19 protein-coding genes are annotated in these 16,287 nt (G+C 48.8%); 9 read left to right on the top strand and 10 right to left on the bottom strand.

All coding sequences use genetic code 11. From position 1 onward, the window contains the following. Positions 1–338 precede the first annotated feature (338 nt). The 5 genes from ACNA6I_RS15450 to ACNA6I_RS15430 form a co-directional block, all read right to left on the bottom strand. On the bottom strand, positions 339–1,997 hold the full coding sequence (locus ACNA6I_RS15450; protein ID WP_048012232.1) for a methyl-accepting chemotaxis protein: 1,659 nt from the start codon (positions 1,995–1,997) through the stop codon (positions 339–341). A 26-nt stretch (positions 1,998–2,023) separates the two neighbouring features. Continuing rightward, positions 2,024–2,995 carry a BMP family lipoprotein gene (locus tag ACNA6I_RS15445; RefSeq protein WP_048012233.1) on the bottom strand — a complete coding sequence of 324 codons (972 nt, stop codon included), beginning with the start codon at positions 2,993–2,995 and terminating at the stop codon, positions 2,024–2,026. A 130-nt stretch (positions 2,996–3,125) separates the two neighbouring features. Next, on the bottom strand, positions 3,126–3,629 hold the full coding sequence (locus ACNA6I_RS15440) for an acyl-CoA thioesterase (RefSeq protein ID WP_082139677.1): 504 nt from the start codon (positions 3,627–3,629) through the stop codon (positions 3,126–3,128). Positions 3,630–3,810: 181 nt separating this feature from the next. Further along, positions 3,811–3,939 (bottom strand): YflJ family protein, encoded by a 129-nt coding sequence (locus ACNA6I_RS15435; RefSeq protein WP_082139377.1) that lies wholly within the window; start codon positions 3,937–3,939, stop codon positions 3,811–3,813. Between the two features lie 219 nt (positions 3,940–4,158). Further along, positions 4,159–5,448 (bottom strand): MDR family MFS transporter, encoded by a 1,290-nt coding sequence (locus tag ACNA6I_RS15430; protein WP_048012234.1) that lies wholly within the window; start codon positions 5,446–5,448, stop codon positions 4,159–4,161. 216 nt (positions 5,449–5,664) lie between these two features. On the opposite strand from ACNA6I_RS15430, the gene ACNA6I_RS15425 reads away from it, so the two are divergent. Both ACNA6I_RS15425 and ACNA6I_RS15420 read left to right on the top strand, forming a co-directional pair. Continuing rightward, a complete protein-coding gene (locus ACNA6I_RS15425; RefSeq protein ID WP_148797144.1) occupies positions 5,665–6,384 on the top strand; it encodes a DUF6944 family repetitive protein in 720 nt (239 codons plus the stop codon). Further along, positions 6,384–7,211, top strand: a complete 828-nt coding sequence (locus ACNA6I_RS15420) for an alpha/beta fold hydrolase (protein ID WP_416313737.1) — start codon at positions 6,384–6,386, stop codon at positions 7,209–7,211. Before ACNA6I_RS15425 ends, ACNA6I_RS15420 begins: the two co-directional genes overlap by 1 nt. Before the next feature lies 1 nt (position 7,212). Here ACNA6I_RS15420 and ACNA6I_RS15415 read toward each other — a convergent pair whose 3' ends face one another. The 3 genes from ACNA6I_RS15415 to ACNA6I_RS15405 all read right to left on the bottom strand — a co-directional run bounded on the left by ACNA6I_RS15415 (position 7,213) and on the right by ACNA6I_RS15405 (position 9,600). Next, complete coding sequence (locus tag ACNA6I_RS15415) at positions 7,213–7,590, bottom strand: hypothetical protein (protein ID WP_048006810.1); 378 nt, start codon at positions 7,588–7,590, stop codon at positions 7,213–7,215. 119 nt (positions 7,591–7,709) lie between these two features. Then, positions 7,710–8,942 carry an aminopeptidase gene (locus ACNA6I_RS15410; protein ID WP_048012236.1) on the bottom strand — a complete coding sequence of 411 codons (1,233 nt, stop codon included), beginning with the start codon at positions 8,940–8,942 and terminating at the stop codon, positions 7,710–7,712. Positions 8,943–9,141: 199 nt separating this feature from the next. Beyond that, positions 9,142–9,600, bottom strand: coding sequence for an RrF2 family transcriptional regulator (locus ACNA6I_RS15405; RefSeq protein WP_048006812.1), 459 nt, complete (start codon positions 9,598–9,600; stop codon positions 9,142–9,144). A gap of 161 nt (positions 9,601–9,761) precedes the next feature. Between ACNA6I_RS15405 and hmpA the strand changes: the two genes are divergently transcribed. Beyond that, positions 9,762–10,934 (top strand): NO-inducible flavohemoprotein, encoded by a 1,173-nt coding sequence (gene hmpA / locus ACNA6I_RS15400; protein WP_048012237.1) that lies wholly within the window; start codon positions 9,762–9,764, stop codon positions 10,932–10,934. Positions 10,935–10,972: 38 nt separating this feature from the next. Here hmpA and ACNA6I_RS15395 read toward each other — a convergent pair whose 3' ends face one another. Continuing rightward, entirely contained in the window at positions 10,973–11,140 is a 168-nt protein-coding gene (locus ACNA6I_RS15395) for a hypothetical protein (RefSeq protein ID WP_187427184.1), read from the bottom strand. A 130-nt stretch (positions 11,141–11,270) separates the two neighbouring features. On the opposite strand from ACNA6I_RS15395, the gene ACNA6I_RS15390 reads away from it, so the two are divergent. Next, positions 11,271–11,648, top strand: coding sequence for a DUF1992 domain-containing protein (locus ACNA6I_RS15390; RefSeq protein WP_048012238.1), 378 nt, complete (start codon positions 11,271–11,273; stop codon positions 11,646–11,648). A gap of 51 nt (positions 11,649–11,699) precedes the next feature. Here the strand turns inward: ACNA6I_RS15390 and ACNA6I_RS15385 are convergent, their stop codons facing one another. Continuing rightward, on the bottom strand, positions 11,700–11,885 hold the full coding sequence (locus tag ACNA6I_RS15385; protein ID WP_048012239.1) for a hypothetical protein: 186 nt from the start codon (positions 11,883–11,885) through the stop codon (positions 11,700–11,702). Positions 11,886–12,037: 152 nt separating this feature from the next. Here ACNA6I_RS15385 and motA point away from each other — a divergent pair, with 152 nt between their 5' ends. From motA to ACNA6I_RS15360, 5 genes are all read left to right on the top strand, one after another. After that, the gene (gene motA / locus ACNA6I_RS15380; RefSeq protein WP_048006816.1) at positions 12,038–12,829 is read left to right on the top strand and encodes a flagellar motor stator protein MotA; all 792 of its coding nucleotides are present in this window, start codon (positions 12,038–12,040) and stop codon (positions 12,827–12,829) included. Further along, a complete protein-coding gene (gene motB / locus ACNA6I_RS15375; protein ID WP_048012240.1) occupies positions 12,816–13,607 on the top strand; it encodes a flagellar motor protein MotB in 792 nt (263 codons plus the stop codon). The genes motA and motB overlap by 14 nt, the downstream gene beginning before the upstream one ends. Before the next feature lie 163 nt (positions 13,608–13,770). Beyond that, positions 13,771–14,310 (top strand): nucleoside deaminase, encoded by a 540-nt coding sequence (locus tag ACNA6I_RS15370; protein ID WP_148797134.1) that lies wholly within the window; start codon positions 13,771–13,773, stop codon positions 14,308–14,310. A 54-nt stretch (positions 14,311–14,364) separates the two neighbouring features. Continuing rightward, a complete protein-coding gene (locus ACNA6I_RS15365) occupies positions 14,365–14,541 on the top strand; it encodes a hypothetical protein (protein ID WP_159129160.1) in 177 nt (58 codons plus the stop codon). A 130-nt stretch (positions 14,542–14,671) separates the two neighbouring features. After that, positions 14,672–16,063, top strand: a complete 1,392-nt coding sequence (locus ACNA6I_RS15360) for an alanine/glycine:cation symporter family protein (protein ID WP_048006818.1) — start codon at positions 14,672–14,674, stop codon at positions 16,061–16,063. Positions 16,064–16,287: the final 224 nt, after the last annotated feature.

The raw sequence follows: 16,287 nt of genomic DNA, 5'->3' as shown, positions 1-16,287 counted from the left end.
ATCCTTCCTGGTCGTTTCGTAGGGGGGATAAATGAAAAAAGAGAGAGGCTGGGACAAAAGTGTTTTCGTCATAGTGAAACCCGAATTCCTTTACCTAGGATAAGGCAAAAGAAATCGGGTTTTTAATTTGTTTCAGGACCATGACTAGCGGTTGATTGGAGTGCAAGACGAAGACTCCTGCGGGAAGAGTAGCTGATGTGAGAAGGCCAGCCGAGGAGGCTCACGGGCTACCCGCGGAAAGCGAAGTCTTGCACGGAAATCATGAGCGGTATAAAGATTCTATACTGATCATGTTCGTATTTTTTGTTTTGTGCCAACCTCATACCGGCATGAAAGAATCATAGAGTGAATCGTTCCAGTTTTCTCTTCATTTCTTCCGTCATTTCATTCAGTTGTTCGATGCGTTTTGTCATGTGTTCGAAGTACCGGAGCTGCTCTTCGGTGGAGGAAGAGATCTCTTCTGTACCGGCTGCCGTTTCTTCCGTGATTGCCGAAATGTTTTCAATGGCGGAGGCGACTTCCTCCGTCCGTTCATGGGAGGCGTTCATATCATTCTCCAAGACTTCGAGGCTCTCGTGGATGGCGGTTACTTTCAGGGAAATTTCCTGGAAGGCATCCTCGGTGACCGTCATGGAAGTGACCTGCTGATTGGAAAGTTCCTGTCCTTTGCGCGAGGCTTCCATGATGCCCGTGACGCCTTTTTGGATATTGCCGACCATGCGGTTGATTCCATCCGTTGCGACGGCTGAATCCTCCGCGAGCTTCCGGACTTCTTCTGCCACTACGGAGAAGCCCCTGCCCGCTTCCCCGGCCCTTGCTGCTTCAATGGCGGCATTCAGGGCAAGGAGGTTGGTCTGTTCTGCAATGTCCCTGACGGCGTGGGACGCCTGTTCGATCTTGGCCGTGTAGGTGGCGAAGGATTCCACAGCTTGCAGGATCACATCGGATGATTCTGATATGGATCTTGCGTACCCTTGTTGTTTCTGAAGTGATTCTCTGCCGTGATCAACTGAGGCAAGGGCCAAGCGTCCATCCGCTGCAGAAGCTGTGCTCTGCTTCACGTTTTTACTGAATTCATCCCCCATGGTTGCCATAAGGGAAGCGGTCGATTGGATATCTTCTGAAATGGACTGGCTGCCTTTTGCCAGTTCTTCTGTGGATACGGCCACTTGACTGGCACTTTCGGCAAGGTTCGTCATCTGAGAGCGTACCTCGTGGGTGAAGGATTCCAGATTGTCCCCGGCTACCTGCACCGATTGCACCGTTTCCCTCAGGTTCAGCATCATATGATGGAAGGCCGTTTGCAGCTGATCGACCTCGAACTTACTCTTTTTATCTTGTATTTCTCCGATGTTTCCAGTCAGATCCCCTTCGGCCATGCGCTGGGCATTCCGGACCATTTTGTTGATCGGCCTCGTGATCCTTCTTGTGAGGATCGCAGAACTTGTAAGGGAAACAATGACGACAATGACGAAGCCGATCACGGTCGTCCAGATCGTGAACGTGATTGTTTGCTTGTTGGCTTCAAGGATGCCGTCATACCACTTGTTGGTTTCGATGTTCAAGAGGTAGAGGTCATTTAGCGGCCCTGATATCCTGGAGGATTGCCGTCTGATTTCAGCCGGGTTCCGCTCCTCGATGGCTTTTTCCGTTTTGTTTTTCAGCTGTGTGTACTTGATTTCCAGGGTATTCATATAGCGTTTCTGCTCGGTAGTGACCATTCTCTTCTTTAACGTATCCACCCGGGTCGTAGTCGTCTTCATGGCATTCTCAAGGATTTGACGATTTTCTTCAGATGGGGTGGAGGCGTAATAGGACAGGGTCTGCTGGAGGGCGACCATATCGCCTTTTAATTGCTCTGTCCGGACGAGGGTGTTGACGTCATCCTTCGCAGACGTATGCATGTCGATCAGCTGGGACACGATGTAGCCGATGATCAACATGGATAAGATGAGAGGGATGAGCCCTATGATGGTTAAACGATTTTTAATTCTCATGATAACGTGCTCTCCTTAGCTGTTGGTTATGGAGCTTCAACATCGATGTCTCCTGAGATGATTTTTTCCTTTGCTTCATCCAGCTTCTTCATTTGATCAGGCTTTAGGTTGACGATCCTGATTTGAGCGAGGCCGACACCATTCTCACTGAGACCGAGTTCGTACGCAGATGATGTCTGCTTTTTTTCATTAAGTGTATCGTCGATGAAACTGAAAATGGCGATATCGACATTTTTCATCATGGATGTAGCGACGGATTTTTCAGCTATAAAGAACTGATCGGCATCTACACCGGCTGAAAAGACCCCTTTCGCTTGTGCGGTCTTTAAAGAACCGATTCCAGACATTCCAGCTGCTGCATAGATAAAATCGCTTTTCTTTTTGATTTGATCCCCTGCGAGTTTTTCCCCGGCGTTGAGATCATTGAAGCTGTTCGTGTAACCTGTAAGGATGTTAATGTCAGATTTTGCGTAGCGGGCACCCTGCTCGAATCCAGATTGGAATTTATGGATGACCGGCGCATCTTCGCCCCCGATGAAGCTCACTGTGCCTGTTTTGGACGTCATGGCTGCGACCATCCCGACCAGGAAGCTGCCCTCGTGTTCTTTAAATGTGACTGATGTGACATTTTCAAGATCTGAAGTGGCGTCAATCAAAAGGAATGCCTGTTTTGGATGTTTTTTTGCCTCGATTTCGAGCGCTTCTTGGACAGAAAACCCGAGACCGATGATCAAATCATGTTTCTGGTTGATGAGTTCTTCGAGTGCCCCTTCCATATTGCCATCTGGTGCCTCGGCATAATCAAAAATAATCCCGAGTTCATCGCGTGCACGCTCAAGGCCGTTGAATGCAAGGTCGTTGAATGAATCGTCACCGAGACCGCTGTCGGATAAAAGGATTCCAACGCTGTAAGGCTCTGGTGATGAAGTGCTTTTCGTAACGGCTGAACAGCCGGACATCACCACAAGGGTAAGAAGAATCATGATGATTTTTTTCAAGGAATGGTCCCTCCATATCGTATTAGTGCTCGGACAATGTGTCCCACAGTATTATCGGAGAAGGGGAGGGGATTTTGAAGGGCTCTTGAGGAAAATAAAAAAAGATGCCGAATCTTGGCATCTTTTAATTTTAATATGCTTTTCTGAAGAACTCGGCAAGCTCCTGGCTGTGCATTTTTCGTGCTTTTCGGTGCTCTGCGCGGTTCTGGGCGGTTTCGTTGAGCCATATTTCTTCTTCTGATTCAGGTACGACTTCAGGAATGACGGCAGGCTTACCGCCTTCGATTGCGACGAAGGTAAGGAAGGAGATGGCTGCGACGTTCGTTTTGCCTGTAAGGAGTTCTTCCGATGTCACCTTCACGCAGATTTCCATGGAGCTCTTCCCGGTATAGGTGACCATCGCTTCCAACGTGACAGCGTCACCGACCTTGATCGGCTGAAGGAAGTCGACGGAATCCGTCGATGCCGTGACAACCGGTTTCCTGGCATGCTTGGCGGCCGCTATGGAAGCCACGTCGTCTATATAGGCCATTAATTTACCGCCGAACATCGTCCCGTGATGGTTCGTATCGGGCGGGAGGACATGGGCCGTCTTGATTGTTTTTGTTTCTTTCATCGTTTTTTTCTCTCTCAATGAAGTTCACCTCTTGGTATGGATTGCCATTCTATTATGTTTCCTCAAAACCTGCTTTTTGAAACATGGTTTACTGGGAAAAGGCTCCCCTATAGAAGAGTATATCACGACCTTGTCGAAAGGGTTCGTACGGCGTCTTCATGAAAAAAGACGGAACCCTGTTGGCTCCGTCTGGTGGTTGTTATTTTGTGCGTTCAAGCAGGTTTGCAAGAACATGTTTTTTATAGGCTTCGACTTTACGTTCCTCGTAGCGTCGAACGCCTGCTTTTTTTAGTTCTTCCACGTACCAGCCTTTGCTTCCTACATGCATTGAAAAAACATCCTTTCGTTGTATGGTTGGAATCTCGGACCGGCTCGGGATTTGAGCCGTGATTCTTAATTACAGTTGCTTATTCTAACATCCATGTTTTCCGTGAAAAAGGGGGTAAATGGAATTCGGCATTTTCTGAAAAAATAAAAGGGGAAGATGGGGATGACCTGCTCAAATAACCTAAAGAGGAATGATCACAGAGGACCATTCCCTACGGATTTATTCTATGGGAGCCTTAACTTCTTCCTGCTTTTCATCAAACCGTTTGAACATGAAGTAGAAGATGCCTCCGCTTCCGAGTGCGAGCAGGGAGAGGATGGCAAAGGTCCAATCATAGCCGATGTAAAGGCTCAAGGTGATGGACAAGGGGGCAATCGTCCGGGCAATGGTATACCGGAGGCTGGCCGCAGCAAAATATTGTCCCCGCATATGATCAGGTGCCAACTTTGAAACAAAGGTCTGCTGGATCCCTGCCGTCATCAATTCGGCAAAGGTGAAGATGGCCATGGCGAAGATGAAGACCCAGACCGAGCTCGTCATACCGAAGATAAAGATGGCGATTGCATAGACGATGGATGAAAGGATGAACACATTCCGTTCTTTAAACCTGGTAATGAACCGGGTGACGACAACCGTCAACAGTGCGACGAGGAGCCCGTTTTCCGATAGGATCAAACCGAATACCTGCTCTCCCACAAGAGTCAATGACCAATCCCCGATCGAGAAGAGGGTCACATTATCCACGACGTCCTTTATGTAGACAGGAAGCAGCAGATCAAGCTGCATAAAGGTTTGCCCGACAAGGATACCGGCCACGATGAACAACAGGAACGTCCTGTCTTTCATAATGACCCCATAATCCTTGAATTGATCGGTGATGGCATGATACCAAGCCTGATTCCTGCCTGCCGTGACCTTCAGCTTGGCGGCATCCCGAGGTGCCGTTTCCCTTGTCATCTTCGCCAGCAGGATGGATAGCATCACGCATATCAAGCCTGCGGCAAGCAGGAGTTCAAACCGGTAATTCACATAGAAGATCCCGCCGAGGATCGGTCCGACGACGACCGCAATATTGATGGAGGTATAAAAGACGGCGAAAACATGACTCCGGTCTTTCTCTTCCACGACATCGGCCACCATGGCCTGGCTGGCGGGCCAGTAAAAGGAACCGAAGATCCCGACGAGGCTGAAGCAGATGAATCCGATCAAAGCAGAATCTAGCCAGGGTGAACTGGCAAGGCCGAAGACGAGGAAACCGGCCCCTTGGCCGAATGCCGAGATGACCATCATTCGCTTCCTTCCGAATCGATCTGCGCAGTACCCGCCCATCAAGTTGGCCCCTACGGCAAACACCTGGGACAACACGAGGAGCAGTCCGGCTGTCTGCTTGCCGAATGCTTCCGTAAAATATATCGTCAGAAACGGGAAGAACATCCAAAATGTGATGTTGATTGCCGCTTCCCCGAATAAACGAACTTTTAAATTCCGATCCCAATCCCTGATTCTCATGTATGATTCCTCCCCTCATGAAGGTGGATGGGTGAACTAGATAATCATAGCCCGCACCGTAGAAAGAAACAAGATAGATTTTTTGAATTGATTGTATATTTTTTCTTTTTTGAAACACCTGGTGAAGGGGCTCGGTTTCTGAGGATTCCAATCGTCCAAAGTCGTTTTTCAAAAGGGTGAATATACTATCATAGGAGCATGGAGGGGGCGTCTCGTTTGAACCATTATGAGAATATCTTGACGGGTGCGTGGATCCAGGTCGCAGGGACGGTCATTGCGGCTGTGGGGGAGACTGCGATCCTGAAAGGGGAACAACGGGGCTTCCGGCTTGTTTCCATAGGAAATGGCTTTGAGGCAGCAGGTAATGGAATCCAGGGGGCTGCATCGTTACGCGTGTTCGATGGTACGGAAGGGGAACGGTTACGGATTGCCGGAGACTGGATTCAAGGTGGAGGGAACGCGGCCAACGTGGTGGCGGCAGAATTGCAGTACGCCGGTGAAGAGGAAGCGGGCCTCATACTGGATGTGAAGGGTGACGTGATCCAGGCGGTGGGGGCAGGGCTTGAAGCATACGGAGCGACATTATTGGAAGGTCCCTATATTGACCTGCTTGTCTCGGGGAATACGATCCAGGCTCTTGGATGTATCATTGAAGGCATCGGGGAGGTACTTATCATCAAAGGGGACGAAGAGACAGGACTGCCCGTGACCACATTCGGAAGCTATGCCCAGGTAGCAGGCGCCGTCATGGCTGCCGTGGCCCTCACCAAGCGTTATGAAGAAGAGGGACTTCTGGTAGAAAAAAAACGTACGTACCCGTTCAATCAAGGAGATGGTACAATATGGGAGAATATGAGAAATGCCACAATCGGCAGGACATATGGTGGGAGAATGGAGGCAGGGGGATGTTTAAAGAAAACGGTGAGTACAAGGTAATGAGTAATGGACTATCCCATTGGGTGAAAGTGGAGGGGCGCGAGAGAGATACAATGCCCATAGTCGTAATCCATGGAGGTCCTGGAGGGAACCACTACGTGTTTGAACGAACAGCAGGTTTCATGATCGCAAAGGAGCGTACCATTATTTATTACGAGCAAAGGGGATGCGGAAGGACGGATAAACCTGAGGATGATGGAGACTACAGAATCGCCGATCTTGTGGAGGATTTTAAAGGACTGCATCGATTGCTCGGATGGGAAAAGGTCGATTTGCTCGGTTATTCCTTCGGTGCAGAGCTTGCACTGGAGATTGCCTATACTCTTCCCAATACCGTGAATCGGCTCGTTCTTTCTGCGCCGAGCATGATGCAATCCCCTCTTCAGAAGCTTGTACAGATATCAGGGTTTGTATCGGTGGGAGCACCCGGAATCCGTTCTGATGCCACAATTGAAGAGGCGTATCGGGGCCTTTGGGATCATGCGGATACAACACTGGTGGACAAGCTCCTCTTCCAGGATCCATCGCTCGCTGCGATGAATCGGAAGTGGTGGGAGGAAAGCGCCCTTATCAACACCGGCCTTATGATGAGGGCGCTGGAGAATGATACCTCCCGTCCGTCGCTTGAAGAGCGCCTATCGGACATTCCTCATCCTGCTCTCATATTGGTTGGTGCGTTTGACCGCAACACTGGAATTCCTGTAGCCAGCCTCATTCACGACCGGTTGCAGCATAGTGCATTGACCATCCTGTCAAAAAGCGCTCATTTTCCCGATATTGAAGAACCTGAGGTGTTCACTCGGTACGTGTGCTCATTTCTACGTTGAACTAGGAAGCTATTTCCCTGGATCGACCGGTCTTCAGGGTGACCACGATGCTTGCGATGCTGACGATCACTCCGAAGAGAGCAAGCAGGCCCATCCCGATGCTTTTTGAAAAAAAGAAAGAGATAGGGATGATCCCCAGAAACGAGATGACCACAGGGATCTGGATGATCGATGAGATGATCCTCACGATCCGGTTGCCAAAGAACGAGAGCGCGAGGAGCGGGATGAACAGCAACACCGTCAGGCCGATCGACAGCCACACACCCAATGGCTCATCATAGGAAACCGTATTCGGGCCTGTCGGATGTAAAGCAGCGACCAAGATGCATGCGACGGCCGTTACAAGTGTAAGGATCATAAGTGAAACCCGTTTAAACATAAGTAAACCTCCTTTGTGGAACAATCGGTTTTATAATACCACAAAGATTTCCATAATGTTCATCTTTTTCATAAAAAAGCCTGTGCATCAGTGAGATGCACAGGCTTGAGGAAAACAGATCAGAACGCCCATCCGCCGTTGCGGAAGACCGGTTCTGAGGAACCGTCTTCTTTGATTCCGTCGATATTCATTTTATCGGATCCGATCATGAAGTCGACGTGGGTGATGCTGTTGTTCAATCCATTTTTTTCGAGCTCTTCTTTGCTCATTTTCTTGCCGCCTTCGATACAGAATGCATAAGCGCTGCCGATGGCAAGGTGGTTGGACGCGTTCTCATCGAACAGCGTATTGTAGAATAGTACATTGGACTGTGAAATCGGTGATTGGTGAGGAACCAGTGCGACTTCCCCAAGGTAGTGTGAACCTTCATCCGTGTCTACAAGACGCTTCAGGATGTCTTCACCTTCTTCAGCTTTCACATCGACGATCCGACCGTTTTCAAAGGTGACGGAGAACTTATCGATGACATTTCCTCCATAGCTCAACGGCTTCGTGCTTGCCACTGTGCCGTTTACCCCTGTTTTCAGTGGAACGGTGAACACTTCCTCCGTCGGCATGTTGGCCATGAACGTATGTCCTTCTTCATTCACACTACCGGCTCCGACCCAAAGATGGCCTTTCGGAAGCTCGATGGTCAAATCGGTGCCTGGAGCTGTGTAGTGAAGCTTGTGATAGTTCTTCCCGTTAAGGTATTCGACCTTCTCATGAAGGTTGGCATCGTGATCCTTCCATGCTTGTACGGGGTCTGCCTGATCGGCACGGACAGCCTTGAAGATTGCATTCCAAAGCAGGTCGACCTGCTCCTCTTCAGGAGCATCCGGGAATACCTTGGCAGCCCATTCCTTGGAAGGTGCCGCGAGTACGCACCAGCTGACCTTGTCCGACTGGATGTACTGGCGGTATTTGGACATGGCTTCCCCGGCAGCACGCTGGAAGTTGGAGATACGTTCGGGATCCACGCCTTTCAATAGGTCCGGACTGGATGAAACAACGCTCATGAAGGCAGCTCCGCCTTCTGCAAGGCCTTCCACCTGACCGGCACGCCAGAACGGGAATTCCTTGAATGCTTCATCTGGTGCAAGCTCATATTTGGTACGGGCAACAACGTCATCGCCCCATTCCACGTAGACATGCTTCGCGCCTTTTTCGTATGCCTTCTTGACGATGACACGGACGAATTCAGCTGCATCAATGGACGTATTGATGACAAGAGTCTGATCTTTTTGGATATTGACCCCGACTTCAACGGCAAGACTTGCGTATTTGTCGAGATATTGGTTGAAATTTGACATGTGTATGTATCCCCTTTTTTTCAGAATGTTCACTTACATTCTTATTTTATCAGTGCTGTCCCGGTTTGCAAATGTTTCGACTGAATATAGTATGTGCAAAAGGAGTGCAGGATAGTTGAAAAGCTGATGGAAAGGGGGAAAGCGTCCTTTTCATGATGAAAAAGAGCCTTCCCAGACGTGATGTGGGATGGCTCATCTTTCATTTAGACGGATCAGGTTCGCTGGTCTCCTGGAAGAGGAAGCGATAATCCATCGGATTCCTGACAATGTCATTCAGTGTATATTCGTCGAGAACCGAGAGATAGGCATTCAAAGCCTTTCCCAGTACATGCTTTAGCCCGCATACAGGCGTAATGATGCAGGAGTTGTTAGCGGCATCGAAGCACTCCACTAGGTGGAAGTCCTCTTCTGTCTTCCGGACGATTGTACCGATATTGATATCCTGCGGGGATTGGGCAAGCTTGATCCCGCCGTTCCGTCCGCGGATCGTCTCGATGACGCCCATCTTGCCGAGCTCGTAGGTCACCTTCATGAGGTGGTTTTTTGAAATGCTGTAGGCGTCTGCGATTTCTTTTATATTTGAAAGTTCATCCGATGGTTTAGATGCCAAAAAGATCAGCACGCGCAGTGAGTAATCTGTATATAAAGTTAGTTTCATCTCTCTCACCCTTCCGTTCCCTTGGACTCATTATACAAAAGTGAATGCCTGCCTGTCTAAATGTGAATGTTTTGTTAAAGGAGTATTTTGTATATTGTTTTTAATGGGTCGCAGGCATATCATAAAGATGTATTAAAAATATATCTTTAGAGGTGAAGGATATGTTATCTCAAAGAACCATTGACATCGTAAAATCAACCGCACCGATCCTGGAAGCAAGAGGCATCGACATCACCACTGTATTTTATAAAAATCTATTTACCGAGCACCCTGAACTTCTCCATATCTTCAACCACACCAATCAAAAACAGGGGCGTCAGCAAACCGCCCTGGCGAACGCCGTCTACGCAGCAGCCCTTAACATCGATCAGCTTCACACCATTCTCTCCGTCGTCAAGCAGATCGGTCACAAACATAGGAGCCTCGGCGTCAGGGCCGAGCACTATCCGATTGTGGGAGAACACCTGCTCCGGGCCATCAAACAAGTCCTTGGTGACGCTGCAACGGAAGACATCATCTCGGCCTGGGCGGATGCTTACGGAGTCATAGCTGATGCATTCATAGGAGTGGAAAAGGAATTATATGAGCAGGTCCGGAATCAGAGAGCCGGATTTGCTGATTTCAAGTCTTTCATCGTGGCTAAAAAGGTGAGGGAAAGCGACGTGATCACTTCGTTCTATCTTGAGCCGGCAGATGGAGGAGAGGTGCCGGGCTATGATGCAGGACAATATATATCCGTACGCCTGAACATCCCAGGAGAAACCTATTCCCATATTCGCCAATACAGCCTTTCAAGTTCCCACCATCCGAACTTTTTCCGCATCTCAGTAAAAAGGGAGGGGAAAGGCACAGTGTCTGCCTATCTCCATGATCAGTTCAAGGAAGGAGAGGTGCTTGAAGTAAGCGCGCCGGCAGGAGATTTTGTCTTGAATGACGAGAACACCCCTCTTGTGTTGATAAGCGGCGGAGTCGGAATCACCCCGATGATGAGCATGCTTGAAACAACCTTCAGGAATCAGCCGTCGAGAACGGTCTCTTTCATCCATGCGTCCCGGAATGAAGCGGTCCAGCCTTTCAAAGCAGAAGTGGAAAGAGTGATTCAAGGTCACCCCGACGCGAAGTGTTCCTTTGTATATGGGACCCTGTCTCTATCGGAAGAGCACTTGGAGGATGATGGGGCAGACTATTATGTATGCGGTCCTGTAATGTTCATGAAGGCTGTAATAGAGAGGTTGAAACAACTCGGAGTACCAGTAGCCAAGATCCATTATGAATTCTTCGGACCCGGCCTTGATCTCGCGGGTGTGGAAGAAGTAGAAAAAACGCATTCATAAGACAAAAGGGTTCCGGTACCGGAACCCTTTCTTCATGATCAGAGACGATGTTCGTCCTGATCTACCCTGTTCTTGAACGCTTCCTGCGTCACGATATATTCTTCATCGCCTGCAGGCTTTTCAGAATGGGGCTTTTCTTCCCCGCCCTTCGGGAAGTTCCCGGGATGGCCTTTTTTCTTTGATTCGTATGCTTTTCCGCGTGACATATTCTTCACTCCTTATGGATGGATGAGGATAGTTTTTACTTGAGGGGTATGAAATATGTCAAGGAATCGTCGCATGGTGGATGAGTCTTCAGGGGGATTTGGACTATACTGGTAGTAAGGAGGGATGGGAATGGATTTTTCAACGTTGATGTCAGAGCAGCGGATCAGGAAGGCTTATGAAGATGGGGAGTTCAGTGAGCTTCCGGGTTTCGGGAAACCGATGGATCTGAATGATGATGTCGGAATTCCCGAAGAATTGAAGATGGCCCATCGGATGATGAAGAATGCCGGGTACTCGACGGAAGAGGCGGGACTGAAGCGTGAGATGATGAGGATCGAGGATTTGATCCGCACCTGTGAGGACGATGTAGAAGCCAAGTCGCTCCATAAGGAACTGAATGAGAAGGTACTCAAGTACAATGCCATGCTGTCGAAAAAGCGGGTGAAGACGAATTCATCTGTATTCAAGAGCTATCAGCGCTCCATTGAAGATAAGCTGATGAGCTGAGAAAAAGCATGAAGGAAAGGGAACAGGACCCTTTCCTTCATGCTTTTTTGTTTATTTACGCGGTTCGTCGGGGCGGAACAGGAAAAGGGAGATGACGCCTGATAGCAGCGCGCCGCCAACGATGAGCAGGGCACGTTCCCTACCTGCCAGTTCGGAATATTGGGTAGTGACCATCCAGTTTGCCGCGATGGCGACAAGGATCATGATGGCCAAGATCGTAATGATTCGACGTTTCAAGGTGACACATCCTTTGTTGATTCATTGCCCTTAGTTTATCATAGAACGCTTCCGCTCAGCCAAGAAATGAATAGTAGTGGATTCCTACTCAAAAAAAGTAAAACGGGTCCGATATTAGGAGTAGACTATGTTGAATAAGGTGGAGCGATCAGATGGATAAAACGTCATTTATAGGTGTCATACTTGGATTGGTTGCAATCGGGGTCGGAATGGTCTTCAAAGGGGTAAGCCTCATGGCACTCATCAACCCTGCGGCCATCCTTATCATCCTGTTGGGGACCGTGGCTTCCGTGGTCATAGCCTTTCCCACGTATGAAATCAAGAAAGTACCAAAGCTGTTCGGGATCCTTTTTAAAGAACAGAATGTCCAGGACCCGAAAGAAATCATCGCCTTTTTCTCTGAGATGGCGGACCTTGCCAGGAAGGAAGGCCTGCTTGCATTGGAAGCAAGGATCCAGGAACTCGATGACCGGTTCTTAAGGGACGGTCTTTCCCTTGCCATAGACGGTCAGACGGGGGATTACATAAGGGATGTCCTTCACGAAGAGATCGATGCCATGGAAGAGCGTCATAGCGCGGGTGCACAGATTTTCTCACAAGCAGGCACATATGCTCCTACCCTAGGGGTTCTCGGAGCCGTCATCGGCTTGATTGCCGCACTCAGTCATATGGACAATACAGAAGAATTGGGGCATGCAATCTCAGCCGCATTCGTGGCGACCCTCCTCGGGATCTTCACGGGTTACGTGCTTTGGCATCCGTTCGCCAATAAACTGAAGCGCAAATCGAAACGTGAATCCCAATTAAAAATGATGACGGTGGAGGGGATCCTCTCGATCATTGAAGGGGAGTCACCGCGGATCATCGAGCAGAAACTGGCTTCCTATCTGCCTGCAAAAGACCGGTATAACCTGATGAAGGAGGAAGAAGATGAGACGGCGTAAGAAAAAGCGGGAAGATGATCATATCGACGAATCCTGGCTGCTGCCTTACTCTGATCTTCTGACCCTGCTTGTGGCGCTTTTCATCGTTCTCTATGCCTCGAGTTCGGTGGATGCACAGAAATTCCAGGAATTATCTCAGGTGTTCAGCGAAATCTTTAAGGGCGGAACCGGCATGATGGATTACCCAAGTCCTGTCGCCCCTCAAGATTCAAGTGATCAGAAGGAAAAGCAGGGAGCTGCTGCTGACAAGAAGGAAGAAGAAAAACCGGTGGACAAAGAAGATATCAAGAAACAAGCCTTTCTTCAAGATCAGGAAGAACTGCGTGAAGTACAGGAAAAGATTAATCAGTACATCAAAACCAATAACCTGCAGCTTCAGTTTGTCACGAAACTGACGGATGAAGGTCTGCTGTTGACGATCAGGGATAACGTCCTCTTTTCTTCAGGTTCTGCTGAAGTGGAGAGGAATGATCAGGATGTGGCAAAAGAGCTTTCCTCCTTGCTCGTGATGAATCCACCCCGGAATATCATCATCAGCGGGCACACAGATAACGTACCGATCCGCACGGCCAACTATGATTCGAACTGGGAGCTGAGCGTCATGCGCGCCGTGAACTTCATGAAGATCCTCCTGGAAAATCCGAACCTCGAACCGGAATGGTTCAGCGCCAAAGGGTTCGGGGAATTCGAACCCATTGCCGACAACTCGACAGCAGAGGGTCGGGGGAAAAATCGTCGCGTAGAAGTACTGGTGTTGCCGAGGGTGACGCAGGAATAATAAGAATTCGAACCGCAAGCCTGGTGCTTGCGGTTTTTATGTTTGAAGAATGGGATTCGAGTTGTGAAAAGGAAATATTCAACAAATGTATTTGGGGTATGATAAACTGATTTTATAAAAATTACCATTTTTTATAAAAGGGAGTCAAGAAAGGACGGGGCAAATGGATAGTGAAAAAGATCGATGTTCCCTGGAACTTGCACTGCAAGAAGCATCACAAGCATTGGAAGAGAATACGTATCCGGTTGGTGCAGTGATTGTGGATGGAGATGGGAAAATCGTTGCAACAGGACGCAATCGGGTCCATACGCGAAAGGATGCAACAGCGCACGCTGAAATGGAGGCGATCCGGAACGCAGGCGAATCCATATTCAAGGCTAAAGTGAATCGCGAACATTTTACGATGTATACCTCTTTGGAGCCTTGTCCGATGTGCACTGGCGGAATATTATTTTCCAATATTAGCCGGGTGGTCTGGCTGCTTAATGATGATATGGGGTTCGGAGGATATAAAAAAATACAGGGTGCGGAAGTATTCGATTCTAAATTTTGCAAAGTTGAAGCAGTGGAAGAGCCATTCAATGATCTGAAAGAGAGGCAAAAGGAATTAATGGCACGCTGGTTAACTAATCATAACCACGTTCATAACCTTCGGAAGGTAGCTACCGAACAAGGAATTGAAAGGAAGAACGCAATACCGTAACATTAAGTAAGTGGTAAAACGAAGGTATCCAAAATAGGAAAGGCTGGGAATTACATGTTCAAAAGGTGGATCGGTTTCATCATTGTGTTACTCGGGGCAATCGGGCTGGTGGTCAATGTTTCATTTTTTAAAGGCAGCGAATACTATGACGTCATTCGTGTGATTTCTGTTATCCTCTTCCTGGGTGGAGGTTTATTCGTACCGGGTTATCTGCGCACGGATAAAGAGTAAGAAAACCAAGATTGATTCCTTTTCATGTTTACCTTGTTCAATTCAGGGAAAAGTTCCATCACTAGGAAGCCGCACTATACATAACGTTCATAGCACTTTTTTTCGCGGCTAACTTAAAGGAGAGATGAGAATGGAAGGTTTTCTGGATTGGGTAGGGAAGATATCGGAGTGGCTGTGGGGTCCGCCCCTCATAGCCATATTGGGACTAACAGGATTGTATTTGACGATTCTGTTGGGTTTCATCCAGTTTCGGCACCCACTCTACATATTCAAGCAAACAATCGGAAGTGTATTTAAAAAACCAAAAGGCGAAGGGACGGTCACACCCCTTCAGGCCCTGACATCGGCCCTGTCATCCACCATCGGTGCAGCCAATATCGTCGGCGTCCCGGCAGCAATCATGTTCGGCGGACCCGGCGCGGTCTTCTGGATGTGGGTCATCGCCATGATCGGAATGGCCCTGAAGTTTTCGGAAAGCGTCCTTGCCGTACGGTACAGGGAAAAGAATGAACAGGGTGAGTTCGTCGGAGGTCCAATGTATTATATGACAAAGGGACTCAACATGAAGTGGCTGGGAACCTGGTTTGCTTTTGCCCTGATGATCGAATTGATCCCTAGCGTCATGGTACAGGGAAATGCCGTGTCTTCAACCGTTCAGGAAACCTTCAACATAGACGGCTGGATAACGGGTGTCATCGTTGCAGCGATCGTTCTACTCATCGTATTCGGAGGAATCAAGCGGATCGGGAAGGTAACGGAAATCTTCGTACCCTTCATGGCGCTCTTCTACGTCGGTGGTGCCATTGTGATTTTATTCATGAATCTCGGTGCCGTACCTGAATTCTTTAAACTGATTTTCTCCAATGCGTTCCAGCCTATGTCCGCGATGGGCGGATTTGCTGGTGCAGCCATTGCGGAAACCATCCGCTGGGGATTTGCCCGTGGACTCTATTCCAATGAAGCAGGACTCGGAACAGCTCCCATCGCCCATGCCGCTGCTCAGACGGATCACCCGGTCAGACAAGGTTTATGGTCGATCATCGGGATTGTCATCGATACGATGATTGTTTGTACGGCAACAGCATTTGTTGTCATTTCATCTGGTGTGTGGACGGGTGAGAATGCCATGGATGATCCATCCGCTTTGACAACGCAGGCATTTTCTCAATACTTTGGGGATTTCGGAGGGATTTTGGTGACACTTTCCTTGATCTTCTTCGTCCTCTCGACAATCATCGTCATCGTCTTTTATGGGGCGAAGCAGGCGGAATTCCTGTTTGGGCATAAATTCGGACAGGCGTTCAAGGTTGTGTATGTGGCCGGGATCATTCTCGGTTCGGTCGGTGCAGCCCAGACGATCTGGCAGTTCCTTGACCTCGCACTTGCGGCGGTACTGCTGCCCAATATCATTGCTGTGCTTCTTCTGAGTAAAGAGGTGAGAAGACTCACGACAGAGTTCTTTACGTCGGATCAGTATTATTTGAAGGATGTTGGGAAAACGAAAGGGAAGAAAGCTTCTTGATGATATGACCCCGTTTTGATACGGGGTCTTTTTTTGTGCGTTCTGATTTCTATGCCGGTTATCTGTTCCACTGCGGATGGAAGGAGTTTTTGACCAATGATCATATGCAATGTGGCTCGTTCCGTTCCGCTGCGGGAGCCCGCTTTCCACGGGGCTTGCGGTGAGCCTCCTCATTCTTGCGGGGTCTCACCTGCGCGCTATTCCCGTAGGAGTCGGACTCCCTC

This window comes from Rossellomorea sp. FS2 (assembly GCF_047915635.1).
Lineage (GTDB): Bacteria > Bacillota > Bacilli > Bacillales > Bacillaceae_B > Rossellomorea > Rossellomorea marisflavi_A.
Note: the sequence above shows the minus strand (reverse complement) of the source record. Positions and strands in the feature narration are given on the sequence as shown.